Origin of the sequence: Sphingomonas cavernae (assembly GCF_003590775.1) — a bacterium.
GTDB lineage: Bacteria > Pseudomonadota > Alphaproteobacteria > Sphingomonadales > Sphingomonadaceae > Sphingobium_A > Sphingobium_A cavernae.
This window is the reverse complement of sequence record NZ_QYUM01000002.1, coordinates 533,594-549,716: the sequence shown is the minus strand read 5'-3', so window position 1 is coordinate 549,716 and position 16,123 is coordinate 533,594. Positions and strand designations below refer to the sequence as shown.

The following is a 16,123-nucleotide window of genomic DNA, read 5'->3' as shown; positions in this document are numbered from 1 at the left end:
GAATGCGGCTCGCGTCCGTGAAGCGTCCGAAGAGATGCTTCCTTTCGATCTCAAGCGTACTCCGCCAGCGGGAGGCCCCATAGGCAATTTTGGCATAAGCGACGTTACCAATTATGTCAGGCGTGCCTTGGTGGGCTATTCTCAGGAAGCCCAACCGCTCTTGATCCGAGGCAATCAGCGGATAGATCAAGGGCTGGCTGCTAAAGAATATGAGTGGTTCGGATCTGTGCCTGCCCAGCATCAGCACAACCTCCATCAAGCCCGGGCGCTGGGGGCTTGGCTGGAGGATGGCCTGCTGGCCTCGACGCATTGGAGTGAAAGCCGCCGCTTTTTAGAAGCCTGGTGGCGCAGCGAAAAAAACCCTTGGACGCGTCAGGAGATCATCCGCGACGGGCTGGACGACTATATGGCGTTGGCTGCTTTGGGAGGCGAAGCGGTCGATTCCAAAGGGGGCTTTGATCCTTACCGCGCCGGGGTTGACATGTATGAGCATTGGCTGGGCGAACCGAAAATCTCCCTCGGCAAAGCGTTGAAGCCGCGCGAACTCGGCTATGTGTTGTGCCGCCATTATCTGAATTTCGAATTTAATCGTGACGAGGTTTTGGACGCAGGTCGGCGAATGCTAACGGCACACTTGGAATCTGACTGGTTGGAAAACGGGCAAACGCTGAGAGCCGCCATGTGGCTGATGCTGGTCCACTGGTATCCGGCATTCTATTATGACGAAGAACTGCCTTCGCCGATCGACGTGCTGCTGAAGGTCTATGAGGACATGCCTCATGTCGCTCGGCCATTTTGATCAGGCAGCCGGAGCGACCGGAATTGTGCGCGACCGTCTCAGCTTAGCCGCGGCCCTACAGATTACATTTGCGAGACGAATGAAGAATGCAACGATGCATTTTTGTGTTTCTATCTCGATATTTGCCTCTGTTCTGGCCACATTGCTCGCCGGCCCGACGCAAGCGCAGCCGGTTATTGTCGAGGAAGCGAAATGGGCTTCCACTGAAATCAGCCTTTTGGTGCCTGACGAGATCAAGCCTACCGGAGAGCATGGTACAATCGTGCTCGAAGGTGAAGTCACCGACGAAAAACGCATCGGAAACTTGGAGGTGGCGCAATCCAGTCGATCGTCCGCTATCGATCAATTCGCGCTGCAACGGTTTGCAAATGCACGTGTGAGCCCGACGCTGCTGGAGCATAATCCCGCTAGAATCCGACTCACAGTGGCCGTCTACAATATCAAAGGGCTTGATTTCGGATCCGATTATTCCTGCCGACAGGCTGTACTGGATGCGGATTGGTATGCAAAAGCCTTTAATACAACGGAAATCGAGAAGAGTTCGTTATACTATCTGCTCAGGGGTGGCGGGACGATTTTCGGAAACAAGAAGCTTGCATTTGCGAAAGACGACGAGAAGTTCGATTTGGTTTGGAGGCACACTCTTATGGCATGTCGAGAGTTTCCCGACGAAAAATTTGTCGGAGTACTTCTTGTACTCGGGAACAGGTGACAATGCTCGCATTGGCGCAGAAGAGGAGCGGTTACTAGGGCGAGAATCTGAGAGATGTTCAAGCGAAAATGTCGTCCAAATTCCCGCGGGCTGGACGTGCCCACTCGAGTCCCTCTCAATATCTGGCAGTTTCTGGACGGTATGGCTGTTCGCCGTGAGTTGGCCCGTTTGGGTGCCGCCTCACCGCCGCGCCTTGATGAATGTAAGTTCGATCAGCTTAGCGCCGGGCGAGCGACTTGGCGGCTGACATATGGTCGGGGACTTCACGCATATGTTTCGGTTAATCGAGGTGAGTACAACGAGGAACGCTATGTCGTTTTACTCGATGCCGAACGCTTCTACAGGGCGTGGCTCTCATCAAGCCTGACCTCCCCTGCGTCCCCGCGCGACTGCTTTGCGAAAATTCGAGAGCGCATGCCGCTCGATTACAAATTCGAAGAGGCCGTCAAAGGCTTTCGACACGGGCGCGAGAACCCTGTGCCGCTCCCAACAATCACTTCATGGCATAGTTCGAAGGGGCCGCGGATTGGATTCTCGGATGGCGTGACTCGAACCTATTGGCTACTCTACAATCGTGTGGGCGTTTTCCCGGCAGAAGTACGCAGCCAAGAGGACGCTCATATACTTCATGGCCTGGTTGGCGCTGGCCTTGGCCCCATGCGCTGTAGCGACATCTTCAGACGTCGCGACGCACTATAGTGGGCGCTAGAAGTGAACGATCTTGCTGGTTTCAGGCAGACGTGGGGTCTACTGCACTTGCTGAACAGGCGTTTTACGCGCGTCGCCATCCCTCATCCTAGCCCGGCCCCAGCAGCCTTCCCAGCCGATGCTGTCGGGACAGCGGCTTGTGCGATAGCGGTTTGCACCTGCCCTGCACGCTCGCTGATGGCGGCAATGAGCTTGGCGCGATCATTGGTGAAGATCGTCGCAGACTCCTTCGATCGGGAAATCCCGACATAGAAGCTTTTTTGATCGACCAGATTGGTGGCACGGCTGTCGGCGTGGATGATGACGTGATCGGCGGTGCGGCCCTGCGCCGCGAAGGCGGTGTCGACATAGCCATGCGTTATGTGCCGGTCTCGCGCGGCATCGACGCGCAGCGTTTGAACCTGACCTCGCGCACCCCGTACGGTAACGGTCTTTGCCTCGGCATCGACCGCCGTCACCTCTGCGCGCGCGCCGTTCACTCTGCCGGCCTCGCGATCGTTGCGCGTGAACCGGATACTGTCCCCGGCCCGGAGTGCGAGACGCTGCGTTTCGAACACCTGCACCTTACCGGCACCCCATTGCCGCAAACGCCAATCCACCTCGCGCCCATCCTCCGATCGCAGTGCGACCGCCGCCTTGGCCGGATTGACGCCTTCCACCCGGAACGCCTCGCCGCGCGCAACGCCCTTGTCTGCGTAATCCCGGGTAAAGCGGACGACGTCGCCCTTGTCGTAGCTGAGCGGGTCGCGCGCTTCGGCACGGGTCAGTCCCTTGTTCACGAGACTTTCAACGGCCACATCCGGTCCCCTGAGCGCGCCCGATCGGACGAGCGCCTGACGAATATCCGCCGTTAAGGCGTCGCGGCCTTCGCGCGACGGTTCGATGACCAGCGTGCGGGCGCGGCTGGCTTTGTCGAGATCAGCATAGCGCTCGGCGATGGCTGCGAAGCGTTCGGCGCGGTCGGCATTTTCGACGATTGCACCGCCGCCGCGATCGAGGGCGGCAAGCGCCTTCTTCGCATCGCCCTCGATGGAGGCCAGCACGGCGTCCTTTGTTGCGCTATTTGTCTGCCGGACGATGTCCCCGAGCTTGGCTGTTTCCATGCCCGCCGTCTGGAGCTGCTCAAACGCCGCGCCGGCCTCGACCGATCCGAGCTGGTTCACGTCGCCAACGAGGACGATCCGTGCTCCATGCTTCTCGGCCAGATCGAACAGCCGGGCCGTATCGCGAGCCGAAAGCAGCGAGGCCTCATCGACGATCCAGACGGCGGTCTGATCGGATGCGGAATGTCCCGGCGACAGCATGTGGCGCGCGACCGTCTCTCCGCGCGTTCCCAGCGCCTCGCCAAGCACCATCGCCGCCGATGCCGTCGGCGCAAGCGCGACGACCGATACCCCTCGCGCCTCAGCTTCGCGGGCGAAAGGCGCCAGCACCGTCGTGGTCTTCGCAGTGCCGGCATAACCTTGCACCGCGGTTATCCGGTTGCGGCTTATCAGAAGCCGTTCGGTCGCCGCGCGCTGATCGGCATTCCAGACAAAGCCGTCGCGTTCGGCCCGCCGCGAGGCGGCAGCGACCGCCTTTGCCGCGGAGAGCGGCGATGCGATCGGCGCGAATGCGCCGCGACCCGCCGCCTCGATGCGAAGCAAGCGGGTTTCGGACTCGATATTTTGCCGAGTGGTGAGGCCGGCAAACTCCGCACCGCGCCGGTCGAGAAAGATACGGTCGATCAAGTCACCTCGCGCGCTTGCCGCCTCAATCGCCTCCCCGATTTGCGCGTAGCTGACTTTTCCCAACCCGACGCGCCCCGCTTCTTCATGCAGGGCCGCGACCGAGAAGACCGATTGCCGCTCACCGAGCCTGTCCGCGGCATGGGCCACCGCGCGTTGGGCGGCGCTCGTCCGCTCTAAATTGTTTGCAAGGCTCTCTGCGTTAGCCTGCGCGTCTCGAACGAGCGCAAAACGCGCGCTGGCATCGAACCCGGCCTGGTCGGCGGTCGCACGCCAGTTCGCGACCAACGAAGCCTGATCGGCCGCTACCTTCGCCTGCCGCGTGTCGAGCGCGGCCACCTGCTTCTCGGCGGCGCTCGCTTCCTCGCGCGATGTTCCGCGGTCTCCTAGCGCGGCTTCGATCTCGGCGCTGCGAGTGCTGAACGCGCTGATGACTTCGGCGGAGACGCCGCTGATCTCGAACATCGAGTCCTTGCCCGTCTCGATCTCATAGCCGAGTTCGCGAACCTTCAGCGCGAGTTCCTGCCGATAGATGGCGCCGATCTGCTTCTGGAGCTGATATATGGCGCGCGGTTCGAGGCTGCGCCACGAGCCATCCTCGCCCTGCGTAGCGTTCATGATGACATTATGGGTATGAAGTTGCGGGTCTTGCGCACGGCTGGTGCCATGCTGGAAGCTCGCAACGACAAGATTGCCGGTCGCGTCGCGGGTCACGCTACCGCCGTGCCGGACGCGGGTCGCGGCCATATGCGTCTCGACATGGGCAAGCGCCGTCTTCACCGCTTCGCCGTGCGCCGCGATCAGGCGCCGGTCTCCGGCGACCTCGGCCATGATCGATACCGACTTGGGCGCGCTTAAGGTTACATCCCAGCCGGGGCGATGCTCAAGCTGGCCGTCGCGCATCGTGCCGAGCTGCCGGTCGCCGACCTTGCCGTCGAGCAGGTCACGAAAGGCGTCGCGGTCCACATCGCCCGACAGGCCAAGCTCATCGGCGCCCTTCCCGTGCCATTCCGACGGCGACAGGCCTCCCTCGGCATAATAATCATCGGCCTCATAATAGCTGCTCGCGTGCGCTGAACTGGTCAGTGGCGATACCGACGCAACCATCAGACCGGCCCATCATCGGCATTCGGTGGCGGGGAAGCAGGCGGCTTCTGCCCGATCTTCGGTTTCTCGGCCGCTGGCGGCAGGGGGGGCTCGGATTCTTCGGCGAGAGGCCCCTCCAATGACCGGTGCCAGAGGGTCGTCTCGGCGTTTGCCTCGACGAAGGCAGGCTGGCGCGGCTTGCCGCGTTTCTCGATATGATCGGCGGTGAGCGCGATGCGCGCGACCGGGAACCCGTCGGGAAACAGCAAATAGCCCTCGTGGCGCGCGAGGCGAAGTTCGCTCTCGAATACGGCTGGACGGGTTTGACGCTGGCGGCCCAACGTCATCCGCGGCTTGTCGCCATCGCCGCCGAGCGCGCCGGTCATGGTGTGGACCTCGACCTCACAGGTGCCGATCGTGTCGCTCGCCCAGCGTCGGGACTCGCCGTCGGTCATCTGGAGGAAGAGCTTAGTGTTGCAGCATCCGAGCATGGATTCGGCCAAATCCTTGCCGTAGCGATGCCGCATCAAGCCTATTGCCTGGAACGTGATAACGACCGCCGCGCCGAACTTGCGGCCCTCGGGCAGCAGACGCGCGAGATTGTCGACGCGCGGTAGATCGGCAAGCTCGTCGAGGAGGAACCAGATACGTCTGTCGGGCGATGGGGACAGCCCGAGCATGGCACTTGCGGCGCATTCGAGCCAACAGGCGAGCAGGGGTTTCGCCGCGGCAAAATGCTCCTCTTTCCGTGGTACGAAGATCCACGGCTTCGCGCCTTTCCGCTCGTCGAGGCCGGTTATGAAATCGCGGAAGGCGAAGGCTTTCTCGCCTTCTTCAGGCATCCGAAGGAATTGGATCAAATTCGCGGCCTTCGCGAGCATGAAGAGCACACTACCGGTGGCCCGGTCGGCATCGTCGGAGAATGTCCGCGCCGACGATGTGTCCTTCAGCCAGGTCTTGAGCTTATCCTTGTCCCACTTCTGCAGCGCTTCGAGCAGGTCGGGCAGCGTGCATTTCTTCTCCTTCCACAACTCCCGGAGCATGTTGGCGACGAGGATTCGGCTCGTTTCCAGCCAGACATCGTTGTCCTTGTCGCCGGTCTCGGGAATGAGTTGCTGCGCAACACGATCGGCGTCGGCCGGATGCGCGATTTCGGCGAAAGGCGACCAATAGACGCAGCGGGCATCGAATGGATTGAGGATGATGTCACCGCATTCGGGCCTGTAATAATGGGCGATGAACTCGCCGCTCGTGTCGTAAACCAGCGCGGCCTCGCCGCGCGCCGTGATCCCGTCGAGCATTTGGCGCAGCACCGTGGTCTTGCCGCTGCCGGTCGTTCCGACCATCACCATGTGCCGGGTTTCGAGGCGGCTGGGAAAGGGCACGGGGCCAATCGCCAGCGGATGCTTGCCAGCTTCGGCTCGTGCAAGTTTCGCGAGCTTCGTCTCGGTAGTCACCTCGGTGCCACCAATGACGCGGTCCCGGAGCGCCCGCTCGCGACGGCGCGCTGCAACACCGCGAAGCAGAAACAAGCCCGACAACCACGCGACAAACCCCAGCATGCTGCCGCGCATGACAAACGAAGTGGTGATGCTGGCTCGGCGAACAAAATAAGGATCGGTCGCGACCGTGCGAGCGGGAGTCAGATAATCCGTCCCCTCGTAATGGATCACCATGCCGGGATCGCTGACGGCGCTGCCCGCAAACCATGACAGCATCTTCGCATGATAATGGGTGCCGGCGTCCTGAACGATCTGTGGGTCGAGCATCAGATAGGGCGCGGCCAAACCCCCAAGCGCGATCGACGAGAGCATGATGGCAACTTGCCGTTTGAACCGCTGCGTCTGGCTGTAGCGAAGATGACGCCGCAGCGTCTCGGCGTGGAGCCGGCGATCGTGAGGCTCGCTCATGGCCGTTCCGCCATCGCGGCGCGCTGCCGATCATAGGCCCGGTTGGTCTCGGTGCTGATGATCTCGTCGGTCTTGCCGCCGCCCATCGCCGCGCTGCGAGCATAGCAATAAGCAGCGCATGCCGTGAACAGGGTGCGGTCGAGTATCCGTTCGACATCGTCGAGACGGGTACTGACCAACGCCAGTTCGGCAACCAGCTCTCGGTCATGGGAGTGGCTGGCCGGGGGGGTCGACTGGCCCTCGATTCCCGCTCGGACGCTGCGCTGGAGCATCGCATAAACCGTCTTGCCCTGCTGTTCCGCAAGCGCGCGAAGCGCCTTGTCGAGCGCGTCGGACAACCGAACTGAACGATGAACCGCCTTCATCGCACCGGCTCCGCGAGGGTGCGGATCGCACCCTCGGATTTCGTCTGAAATGCGCGGTTTGGGCGACGCGCTGATGGAGCGCACCCGGATCGCACCCTCCAAAAGTGGCGGAAAAGCTGGATGCACCCGTGCGTGAGGTGTGTATCCAAATTACGGGTCCGATGCGTAGCATCGCGGCCCTGCGACCTTGCCCGAAAAGCGATCAGTTCAGACATGATCCGGACCCTCCGCGACAGGCTTTGTGACGGAGCGGTTCGCTTTGTTCCGGGCGACCCAATCGGCGATCATTGCCTGGGCTTCGCGGTCGGCAGCCTGGCGGTCGAACTGATTCGAGGCCGGAATAATGTCGCGGCGACCATTGTCGGCCAACCAAGCGAGGATGGCGCGTTCGATTGCTGCCCTCATATGATCGCGAAGCTCACTTGCCTCGAAAGGACTGAGGTCAATCGTGACGCCGTGGCTGAAAATGGACCCTCCCAAGGGAAGCGCATAATCGCCCGCGAATTGAAGCGGACCGTCGATGTGGCAGTGGCTCACATCGCCATCATAGATAGCCAGAGGGGGGCGCTCGGCGTGGCGCCAGAAATTGACTGCTGCGCGGTAGGTGTCGCCGTCCTCGCCATCGTCGAGCAGCTTCTCGATGATCGGACGCATAAAAGCCGCGGGCCGAACATCGGCGTCGAAGTGTAGGTCGGTCTTCTCGCGCGAACGAAAGATGCGGGCGAGCGTATTGCGGATTAAGGACATGTCTTGTCCTCCTGAAACCGATTGTGTTGAGGGAAGGCGCGGGCGATGCATTCGCCGCGCCGGCATCAAGCCTCGCGCCGGGCCTCGGTGAGCCGCGTGATCGACGCCGTAGTGATCAGCGTGCGCGTGCCGATCTTGAGCGCATCGACCTGCCCGGTCTTGATGAGCTTGTAGATGGTGCTGCGGCCGACGCCGAGTGCCTTCGCCGTGCGGTTAATCGAGTATGTGAGTTCATCCATTGTCGCCTCCGTTGGAGTGCCGCGATGCTGCGGGCGACAGGATCATTTGCAGCTATGCGCCGACAGTTCCAACGGTGTGCGGATGCACCGGAAATCCGCCGTTCGTGGCTGTCCCCCAGTAATTGCCATCGAACAGAGCCACGCAAATGCGTGGTTCCTCGGCAATTCAGCGTGGGATTAAGACGAACGATTTTTCGCGATCGTCTCCAGAATCTGATTTGCGTAAGGCGCAAGCTGCGTCTCGCTGGGCACCTTTAGGCGCCTGCTGCGATACCAATCCTCTAGCAGTTCGATGATTTCCCTCTGATTGCCGCGCTTCTTGGTGATGTCGAGCGCCCGCACCTTGGGGTGATCAATCAGCGCGATGATTGCATTGGTATGATCGTACTGCTTCGGCGCTCCCCTGCGACTTGGCTCGGCCTTGGCGTCCGCAATGAGCCCGTCGATGTCCGCTTCGAGGAAAAGTTCGCGGTCGAACCAGAATCCTACCGGGCCGACGAGCGCGCTGCGAATCGCACCATCTCTCGTCACATGGGCAGCCCGAAGTTTGCCGAAGAAATAGCGGTGATCCACATCGCGGCGCGTTCCATTCTTCGTCCAGTAGAAGGCGCGCAAGGGCGATTCGCGCTGAAGCAGAGAGAAAAGCCGTTCCAGGTTTCGCGCGGCGGGATCGTCGGCGTTGGCATATAACGCCACCTGCTGCGCGGACGCTTTCATCCCGCCGTATTGGAACACGCGCCATGAGGCGAACATCGTCATCGTCAGGACAAAACATACCAATCCGATGATCAGAACAATATCGGCGCTAGGGGTTTCGCTGAGGGTCAGAATGATGCCGGGTATGAGCGTGATCAAGGTGGCAAAGGCTGTGGCGACAAGGGCAAGCCATAACAGCCAATAGCGTTTCTGGATGACGCGCGAAGCATCCGCCGCAATGCGGTCCAGTTCGAGGAGGCCAACCTGTTCGTCAGTGCTGATAAAGCGAGCCGCGACGATGCGGAGCGGCAATACTTCCTTCCGGTCGTCCACCATCTTCTCCTAGCGAGAGATGGCCACATTGCCTTGATTGCGTCTCCGATACAAATGCTTGCGCAATCATTGGCGTGCTGCAGCGGATGCGAGCGATCAGCCTTGATCCGTGGTAGCCCGGTGGTAGCCCAGAGAAAAAGACGGTTTGAGACGCCGAACTGGCGTCTCACAAACCGCTAAAAATCCTAGGAAAACTGGAGCGGGCGAAGGGATTCGAACCCTCGACCCCAACCTTGGCAAGGTTGTGCTCTACCCCTGAGCTACGCCCGCTCGATGCGTACCCGGTGGCCTGAGCCACTCGGTGGGTGAGGCGCGGCTGTTAGCATCGGGTTCGGGGGGCCGCAACCCCCTTTGCGAAGAGTTTTCGCTTTATCCTGCGACGCGGCTTTGGTCTTGGCATATGAGGGCCGCGCCCCACATAAGGGCGGCTATATTTTGAAGGAGCGTGATGGTGGCGAGTCTTGGACTGGGTGCGGAAGAGCGCGAGGCGCTGGAGGCGTTCAAGCGCGACGTGGTCGAACCCTCGATGACCCAGCTCGTGATCCTCGATTTCTGGGCGGAGTGGTGCGGGCCGTGCAAGCAGCTTGCGCCGGTGCTCGAGAAAGTCGCGGAGAGCTATGCGGCCAAGGGCGTGAAACTCGTAAAGATCGATGTCGAGGCGAACAAGGCGATCGCTGCGCAGTTTCGTATCCAGTCGATACCTACGGTCTATGCGGTGTTTCAGGGCCAGATCGTTGCCGATCTGACGAGCGCGCGTACCGAAGCCCAGTTTTCGCAGATGCTCGACCAGATCCTGCGCCAGCTTCCCGTGCAGAGCGCCGAAGCCGATCTGAAGCAGGAGATCGCGCCGCTGCTTGCAATGGGTGAGGAGGTTCTGGCTGGAGGCGACGCCGAGCGTGCGCTCGCCATTTTCGGCCAGATCGTGGAAATGGCGCCTGAGGAGCCCGCCGCGCTTTCCGGGCAGCTTCGCGCCGCGATCGAGGCGGGGCATGTCGACGCCGCGGAAACGATGCTGGCGGAGCTGCCCGAGGAACTGAAGAAGGATCCGGCGATCCAGCGCGCGCAATCGGCGTTGGCGCTGAAGAAGGAAGCGGCGCCCGTCGACGACCTCCAGGGGCTGCGTGCGCGCGTCGATTCGAATCCCGATGACCATGAGGCGCGGTACGAACTTGCAGGCGGCCTCATGGCGGCAGGCGACCGTGAAGGTGCCGCCGACGCGCTGCTCGAGATCGTCCGTCGCGAGCGCGACTGGAACGACAATGCCGCGCGCGGCCGGCTGCTGAAGCTGATGGAGGTCGTCGGGCTCGAGGATCCCTGGGTCTCCGCGCTGCGGCGGCGGCTTTCGGCGATATTGTTCACCTGATGGCCGACAAGACTACGCGGCTTTCGGTTTTTCCACTCGGCGGCGCGATCCTGTTTCCGAGAATGCAGTTGCCATTGCACGTGTTCGAGCCACGCTACCGCGCGCTCGTCAGCGATGCGATGGCGCGCGACCGGCGGATAGGGATGATCCAGCCCAAGGCGGGCGGCGACCCGCCGCCGCTGTTCGACATCGGCTGCATCGGCCGGATCGCGCATGTCGAGGCGCTAGAGGACGGACGCTATAATATCGTCCTAGAAGGCGTGTCGCGCTTTCGCGTGCTGCGAGAGCTCGATGTCACGACGCCCTTTCGGCAGCTCGAGGTTACGCTCGAGGGTTTCGAATGCGATTCGGATGAGCGCGCGCTCGCCATTGCCGAGCGCGCGGGGCTGGAAAGCGAGGCGCGGCGCTTTGCCGATGCGCAGGGCTATGCGGTCGACTGGGAAGCGGTGACCCGGCTCGACGACGAATCGCTGGTCAACGGCATCGCACAGATCGCGCCCTTCGACGTCGCGGCGAAGCAGGCGCTGCTCGAAGCCGCCGACGTCGCCGAGCGGTGCGAGCTGATCATCCAGCTCATGCAGTTTTTCGGCCGGCATCATGGCGGCGAGGAAGACGGCGTGACGCTGCAATGAGCGTTGGGCCCGATCAGGCATTGCTCGCGATCCTGGTTTGCCCGGTGACGCGTCAGAAGCTGCGCTATGACGCGGAGCGAAACGAACTGGTCTCGGAAGCTGCGGGGCTCGCCTACCCCATACGCGATGGCGTGCCCGTGATGCTGGTGGAAGAGGCGCGACGGCTGGACTGAGCCGGTTCAGATCCAGATATCGGCGGTGTGGATGATGAGGCCGACGAGCCCGCCGACAAGCGTCCCGTTGACGCGGATATATTGCAGGTCGCGACCGACTGCGTTCTCGAGCCGGCCGGTGATCGTTTCGGCATCCCAGCCGCGCACGGTATCGGATACCAGCCGGACCAGCCCGTCGCCATAGGTGGCGGTCGCGCCCACGGCGGTGCGCCGCGCGAAGCGGTTGATCGTTTCACGCAGCGCCGCGTCCTGCTGCAACGTCATGCCGAGATGGCGAAGCGCCTCGCCCAGCTTGCCGGCGAGCGCCGCGTCGGGATCGCGTGCGGCCTTCAGCAGCCCCCGTCGCGCCTGTTCCCACAATCCATCGATCCAGCGCTGCATCGCGGGGTTCTTGATGATCTCGCCCTTCCAGCGATCGACCTTGGCCTGCATGTCCTTGTCGTGCTGAAGGTCGAAGGCGAGATTTACGAAGGCCTCATTCACGCGCACGCGCAAGGGATGGTCGGGGTCGTCGGCCATGTCGAACAGCAGCTTGTGCAGGCCTTTGATGATCGCGTCCGCGACATTTTCGTCAAGACCCGTCCAGCGCAGGATCGCGCCCGCGCGTTCATGGACCATTTCGCGGATGAGATGCTCGTTGGCCGCCAGCGTCTGGCCCGCCCAGTTGATGATGCCTTCCTGAAGGGGCAGGTGGCGGCCCTCCTTCATCGCGGCGTCGAGCGCCTGGCCGAGGATGGGGCCTACCTTGAGCGCGTCGAGGCGTTGCGCGATCGCCTGCTTGACCATGCCGCCCAGCCGTTCCTGATCGAGCGCATCGAGGATGTCGGCAGCCAGCCGCGATGCGCCCTGGCGCAGCCGGCCTTCGCCGGTGACGTCGGGATTGGCGAGGAAGCGTCCCGCCGCAGCGGCGACGTCGACACGGTACATTCGCCGTGCAACCACGGTGGGGGTGAGGAAATTGTCGCGCAGGAACAGCGCGAGCGTGTCCCCGATGCGATCCTTGTTGCGTGGGATGATCGCGGTGTGCGGGATCGGCAGGCCCAGCGGGTGGCGGAACAATGCAGTGACCGCAAACCAGTCGGCGAGGCCACCCACCATCGCCGCCTCGGCAAAGGCCTTCACGAAACCCCAGGCCGGATGGGTATGTTCGAAGACACGCGCGACAAGAAAGACCGCCGCCATCAGGACGAGCAGTCCCGTGGCGGCGGCACGCATTCCGGCTGCGCCATTGGGCGCGACATTCAGGCGTGAAATGCCCGTTCTTGCGAACAATCCCATGCTGCTAGAGCCTTTCCCGGCAGGGCGGAACCGACCTGCCGGATAAGAAAGGCTCTCGGCTAATTATCTTGAGAGCATCAAAAATGAACATGCCGGGGACATGTTCATTTTTTGATGCTTCCTTCCCGAAAAACCGGTTCCCACTTTTTCGGGGAAGTGCTCGAGAATGATCCGGCAGCGAAATGGTTCACTCCGCTGGCTGAGGCGCGCTATGACCGCCCGCTTCATGTTCGGGGCGATAGGTGAGCAGGCGACGCCGGAGGCGCGGCCCGACCCACCGCTCGATGCCGATCGCGAGGCTGAAGGTCGCGGGAACGATCAGCAGCGTCAGCACCGTCGAGACGAGCAGGCCGCCGATGACCGTGATGCCCATGGGCTGGCGCCATGCACCGTCGCCGGACAGCGCCAGCGCGGTCGGGACCATGCCCGCGATCATCGCCACGGTGGTCATCAGGATCGGCTGCGCGCGCTTGTGGCCCGCGTCGATGATCGCCTCGGTCTTGTCGACGCCTTTTTCCATTTCCTCGAGCGCGAAGTCGATCAGCAGGATCGAATTCTTGCCGACGATGCCCAACAGCATCAGCACGCCGATCAGCACAGGCAGCGAGATCGCCATGCCTCCCATCAGAAGTGCCAGGCCGCCGCCCAGCGGCGCAAGCAGCAGCGATCCCATGTTGACGAAGGGCGGCATCACCGAACGGTAGAGCAGGACGAGAACGCCGAAGACGAGCGCGATGCCGGAGATCAGGGCGATCATGAAGCTGATCATCATTTCCTGCTGCCATTTGGATTCGCCCAGGATCAGGCGCTTGATGCCAAGCGGCAGGTTCTGGACGGTGGGCAGCGCGTTGATCTTTTCCATCGCTTGACCAGATACCAGCCCGGGTGCGAGATCCGCGCCGATCGTGATCTGGCGAACCTGGTTAGTGCGATCGATCTGGGTAGGACCGGCGCCAAAGCCGATATCGGCCACGAGGCGGAGCGGCACAGATCCGCCGGCCTGGGTGGGGACGGGCAGGTTCTGGATCGTCGCCAGCTTTTCGCGGGCATCCTGCTCGATGGCGACCCGGATCGGGATCTGGCGGTCCGACAGCGAGAATTTGGCGCTGTTCTGGTCGATTTCGCCCAATGTGGCGATACGTATCGCATTCGACAGCGCAGAGGTGGTCACGCCCAGATTCGCGGCGAGATCGAGCCGTGGCTTGAGGACGATTTCGGGGCGCTGCAGGTTGCCCTCAATGCGCGGAGCGACGATTTCCTTCAGCCCCGACATCTCGTTGAGGAGCTGACCTGCGACCCGCATCAACTGTTCGGGATCATCACCGCCCAGCGTGAGTGAGATTTCGCGGTTCGTGCCACCGCCGCCGCCGCCGAACTGACTCTCGAAATTGACGCGCGCGTCGGGGATTTCAGCCAGTGCGCGCGCGCGCGAGCGCTCGAAATCGATGCTGGTGATGTCGCGGTCTTTCTTGAGTCGCAGATAGACCGTCGCCTGACCCACATCGATGCGAGAGAAGGCGCGTTCTACGATCGGCTCCTTCTCCATCATGACTACTACCTTGTCGGCGACCGCTTCGGTCTGGGCCAGCGTCGTTCCGGGCACCATGCGGATGCCGATCCGGCTGGTGTCGGAATTGAGCGCAGGCTGGAAGGTGAAGGGCAGCATGGCGAACACGATGATCGTGAGCGCGAACGCCAAACCGCCAGCGCCGACGACCCACATGCGATGGTCAGCGAACGGCGAGAGCCAGCGTTTACGGTCCTTGCGCTCGCGCATGCGCTTTGCCTTGCTGTCGTCAAGCGTCCAGTGGAGCACGCCCATATAGCGGTCCATCAGCCAGCCCTCGCCGTGGCTCGCCTCGCCCTTTGCCTGGAGAAAATAGGCGGCGACCAGCGGTGTGATCAGGCGGGCCACCGCAAGGCTCATCAGCACCGCGGCGACGACGGTGAGCCCGAAATTCTGGAAGAACTGGCCCGATACGCCGGGCATCAGGCCAACGGGCAGGAACACCGCAACGATCGTCATTGTGGTGGCGAGCACCGCCAGGCCGATTTCATCGGCCGCATCGATCGATGCCTGATATGCGCTTTTCCCCATGCGCATATGGCGCACGATGTTTTCGATCTCCACGATCGCGTCGTCGACGAGCACGCCCGCGACGAGGCTGAGCCCGAGCAGCGTCATCGAGTTCAGTGTGAAGCCCATAAGGTCCATGAACCAGAAGGCTGGGATCGCCGACAGCGGGATCGCAAGCGCCGAAATTGCGGTCGCGCGCCAGTCGCGCAGGAACAGGAAGACGACGAGCACCGCGAGCACGGCACCCTCGACCATCGCCAGCATGGCCGAGCTATATTGTTCCTTCGCATAGTCGACATTGGTGAAGAGCTGGGTGAACTTCACCTTGGGGTTCTGCTTTTCGAGGTCCTTCAGTACCTTCATCGCGTCGTCATAGACGGTGACGTCGGAAGTGTTCTTGGCGCGCTCGAAGCCGAAGCTCACGACCTGCTTGCCAGCAGTCTTGGAGATCGAACGCTGTTCAGCGAACAGATCGCGGACATCGGCGATATCGGCGAGCTTGACGGTGCGCCCGGCGCCGATCGCGATCTGGGTTTGCCCGAGCTGAAAGGCGTTCTTGGCGTTGCCCAGCACGCGAACCGACTGTTCCGACCCGGCAATCTCGGCGCGCCCGCCGGCCGCATTGATGTTCACCTGGCGTAGCTGGTTGTTCACGTCGGAAGCGGTCAGTCCAAAGGACTGCATCCGGACGGGGTCCAGGATGATGCGTATTTCGCGGCTGACGCCGCCACGCCGGTTGACATCGCCCATCCCCGACACCGAGAGCAGCGCCTTGGCGACGTTGTTGTCGACATACCAGCTCAGCTCTTCGAGCGTCATGTCGCTCGTCTCGGCCGCGAAGAAGGCGAGGGTGTTGCCCGAAGTGGACAGGCGGATGACCTGCGGTTCCAATATGCCTTCAGGCAGATCCGAGCGAATTTGCGTAACGGCGTCGCGCACGTCCATCACCGCACGGTCGATCGGCGTGCCGATCGCGAATTGCACAAATGTCTGCGAGTTGCCCTCGGTCACCGTCGAGTTGAGCTCGTCGATTCCTTCGATGCTGCGGATCGCCGATTCCACGCGCTGCGTCACCTGCGTTTCGAGCTCGGTCGGCGCGGCGCCCGGCTGGGTGATCGTGACGATCACCCCGGGAAAATCGATGTCCGGATCGTTCTGGACGTCCATACGCATGAAGCTGACCAGCCCCGCGATGGTGAGCGCGACGAAGATGACGAGCGGCGGAACCGGGTTGCGGATCGACCAGGCCGAGATGTTGCGGAAGTTCATCGCAGCGAA

General features: G+C 62.2%; 14 protein-coding genes and 1 tRNA gene. 6 read left to right on the top strand and 9 right to left on the bottom strand.

The window, feature by feature from the left end:
* The first annotated feature begins 130 nt into the window (after window positions 1-130).
* The 3 genes from D3876_RS02925 to D3876_RS21185 are packed head-to-tail and all read left to right on the top strand — an operon-like array spanning window position 131 to window position 2,210.
* Window positions 131-799, top strand: coding sequence for a hypothetical protein (locus D3876_RS02925; protein ID WP_182911847.1), 669 nt, complete (start codon window positions 131-133; stop codon window positions 797-799).
* Complete coding sequence (locus tag D3876_RS02920; protein WP_182911846.1) at window positions 780-1,511, top strand: TonB family protein; 732 nt, start codon at window positions 780-782, stop codon at window positions 1,509-1,511. Before D3876_RS02925 ends, D3876_RS02920 begins: the two co-directional genes overlap by 20 nt.
* 54 nt (window positions 1,512-1,565) lie before the next feature.
* Window positions 1,566-2,210: a plasmid fertility inhibition factor family protein gene (locus D3876_RS21185; RefSeq protein WP_420801930.1), complete on the top strand. Its 645-nt coding sequence runs from the start codon at window positions 1,566-1,568 to the stop codon at window positions 2,208-2,210.
* Between the two features lie 92 nt (window positions 2,211-2,302).
* Here D3876_RS21185 and mobF read toward each other — a convergent pair whose 3' ends face one another.
* From mobF to D3876_RS02885, 7 genes are all read right to left on the bottom strand, one after another.
* Window positions 2,303-5,053, bottom strand: a complete 2,751-nt coding sequence (gene mobF, locus D3876_RS02915) for a MobF family relaxase (RefSeq protein WP_119759596.1) — start codon at window positions 5,051-5,053, stop codon at window positions 2,303-2,305.
* On the bottom strand, window positions 5,053-6,819 hold the full coding sequence (locus D3876_RS02910; protein WP_338014305.1) for a type IV secretion system DNA-binding domain-containing protein: 1,767 nt from the start codon (window positions 6,817-6,819) through the stop codon (window positions 5,053-5,055). Before D3876_RS02910 ends, mobF begins: the two co-directional genes overlap by 1 nt.
* 119 nt (window positions 6,820-6,938) lie before the next feature.
* Window positions 6,939-7,307, bottom strand: coding sequence for a hypothetical protein (locus D3876_RS02905; protein WP_119759594.1), 369 nt, complete (start codon window positions 7,305-7,307; stop codon window positions 6,939-6,941).
* A 207-nt stretch (window positions 7,308-7,514) separates the two neighbouring features.
* Window positions 7,515-8,054, bottom strand: a complete 540-nt coding sequence (locus D3876_RS02900; protein WP_119759593.1) for a hypothetical protein — start codon at window positions 8,052-8,054, stop codon at window positions 7,515-7,517.
* A 65-nt stretch (window positions 8,055-8,119) separates the two neighbouring features.
* Window positions 8,120-8,293: a helix-turn-helix domain-containing protein gene (locus tag D3876_RS02895; protein ID WP_119759592.1), complete on the bottom strand. Its 174-nt coding sequence runs from the start codon at window positions 8,291-8,293 to the stop codon at window positions 8,120-8,122.
* Window positions 8,294-8,470: 177 nt separating this feature from the next.
* A complete protein-coding gene (locus tag D3876_RS02890) occupies window positions 8,471-9,322 on the bottom strand; it encodes a hypothetical protein (RefSeq protein WP_147417567.1) in 852 nt (283 codons plus the stop codon).
* A gap of 195 nt (window positions 9,323-9,517) precedes the next feature.
* Window positions 9,518-9,592: transfer RNA gene (locus tag D3876_RS02885), tRNA-Gly, on the bottom strand.
* A gap of 181 nt (window positions 9,593-9,773) precedes the next feature.
* Between D3876_RS02885 and D3876_RS02880 the strand changes: the two genes are divergently transcribed.
* Genes D3876_RS02880 through D3876_RS02870 form a run of 3 tightly spaced genes read left to right on the top strand, consistent with a single transcriptional unit; the run spans window position 9,774 to window position 11,490 of the window.
* Window positions 9,774-10,685: a tetratricopeptide repeat protein gene (locus D3876_RS02880; RefSeq protein ID WP_119760949.1), complete on the top strand. Its 912-nt coding sequence runs from the start codon at window positions 9,774-9,776 to the stop codon at window positions 10,683-10,685.
* Complete coding sequence (locus D3876_RS02875; RefSeq protein ID WP_119759590.1) at window positions 10,685-11,317, top strand: LON peptidase substrate-binding domain-containing protein; 633 nt, start codon at window positions 10,685-10,687, stop codon at window positions 11,315-11,317. Before D3876_RS02880 ends, D3876_RS02875 begins: the two co-directional genes overlap by 1 nt.
* Complete coding sequence (locus tag D3876_RS02870; RefSeq protein WP_119759589.1) at window positions 11,314-11,490, top strand: Trm112 family protein; 177 nt, start codon at window positions 11,314-11,316, stop codon at window positions 11,488-11,490. The genes D3876_RS02875 and D3876_RS02870 overlap by 4 nt, the downstream gene beginning before the upstream one ends.
* Window positions 11,491-11,496: 6 nt before the next feature.
* Here the strand turns inward: D3876_RS02870 and D3876_RS02865 are convergent, their stop codons facing one another.
* Together D3876_RS02865 and D3876_RS02860 are read right to left on the bottom strand one after the other, a co-directional pair.
* A complete protein-coding gene (locus D3876_RS02865; RefSeq protein WP_119759588.1) occupies window positions 11,497-12,768 on the bottom strand; it encodes a DUF445 domain-containing protein in 1,272 nt (423 codons plus the stop codon).
* A gap of 187 nt (window positions 12,769-12,955) precedes the next feature.
* Window positions 12,956-16,114 (bottom strand): efflux RND transporter permease subunit, encoded by a 3,159-nt coding sequence (locus D3876_RS02860; protein WP_119759587.1) that lies wholly within the window; start codon window positions 16,112-16,114, stop codon window positions 12,956-12,958.
* Window positions 16,115-16,123: the final 9 nt, after the last annotated feature.

Bases quoted from the DNA above. Each gene is read 5' to 3' on its own strand.
- D3876_RS02920 (WP_182911846.1), top strand. From the start codon at position 780: ATGTCGCTCGGCCATTTTGATCAGGCAGCCGGAGCGACCGGAATTGTG.
- D3876_RS21185 (WP_420801930.1), top strand. From the start codon at position 1,566: ATGTTCAAGCGAAAATGTCGTCCAAATTCCCGCGGGCTGGACGTGCCC.
- mobF (WP_119759596.1), bottom strand. From the start codon at position 5,053: ATGGTTGCGTCGGTATCGCCACTGACCAGTTCAGCGCACGCGAGCAGC.
- D3876_RS02905 (WP_119759594.1), bottom strand. From the start codon at position 7,307: ATGAAGGCGGTTCATCGTTCAGTTCGGTTGTCCGACGCGCTCGACAAG.
- D3876_RS02900 (WP_119759593.1), bottom strand. From the start codon at position 8,054: ATGTCCTTAATCCGCAATACGCTCGCCCGCATCTTTCGTTCGCGCGAG.
- D3876_RS02895 (WP_119759592.1), bottom strand. From the start codon at position 8,293: ATGGATGAACTCACATACTCGATTAACCGCACGGCGAAGGCACTCGGC.
- D3876_RS02875 (WP_119759590.1), top strand. From the start codon at position 10,685: ATGGCCGACAAGACTACGCGGCTTTCGGTTTTTCCACTCGGCGGCGCG.
- D3876_RS02870 (WP_119759589.1), top strand. From the start codon at position 11,314: ATGAGCGTTGGGCCCGATCAGGCATTGCTCGCGATCCTGGTTTGCCCG.
- D3876_RS02865 (WP_119759588.1), bottom strand. From the start codon at position 12,768: ATGGGATTGTTCGCAAGAACGGGCATTTCACGCCTGAATGTCGCGCCC.
- D3876_RS02860 (WP_119759587.1), bottom strand. From the start codon at position 16,114: ATGAACTTCCGCAACATCTCGGCCTGGTCGATCCGCAACCCGGTTCCG.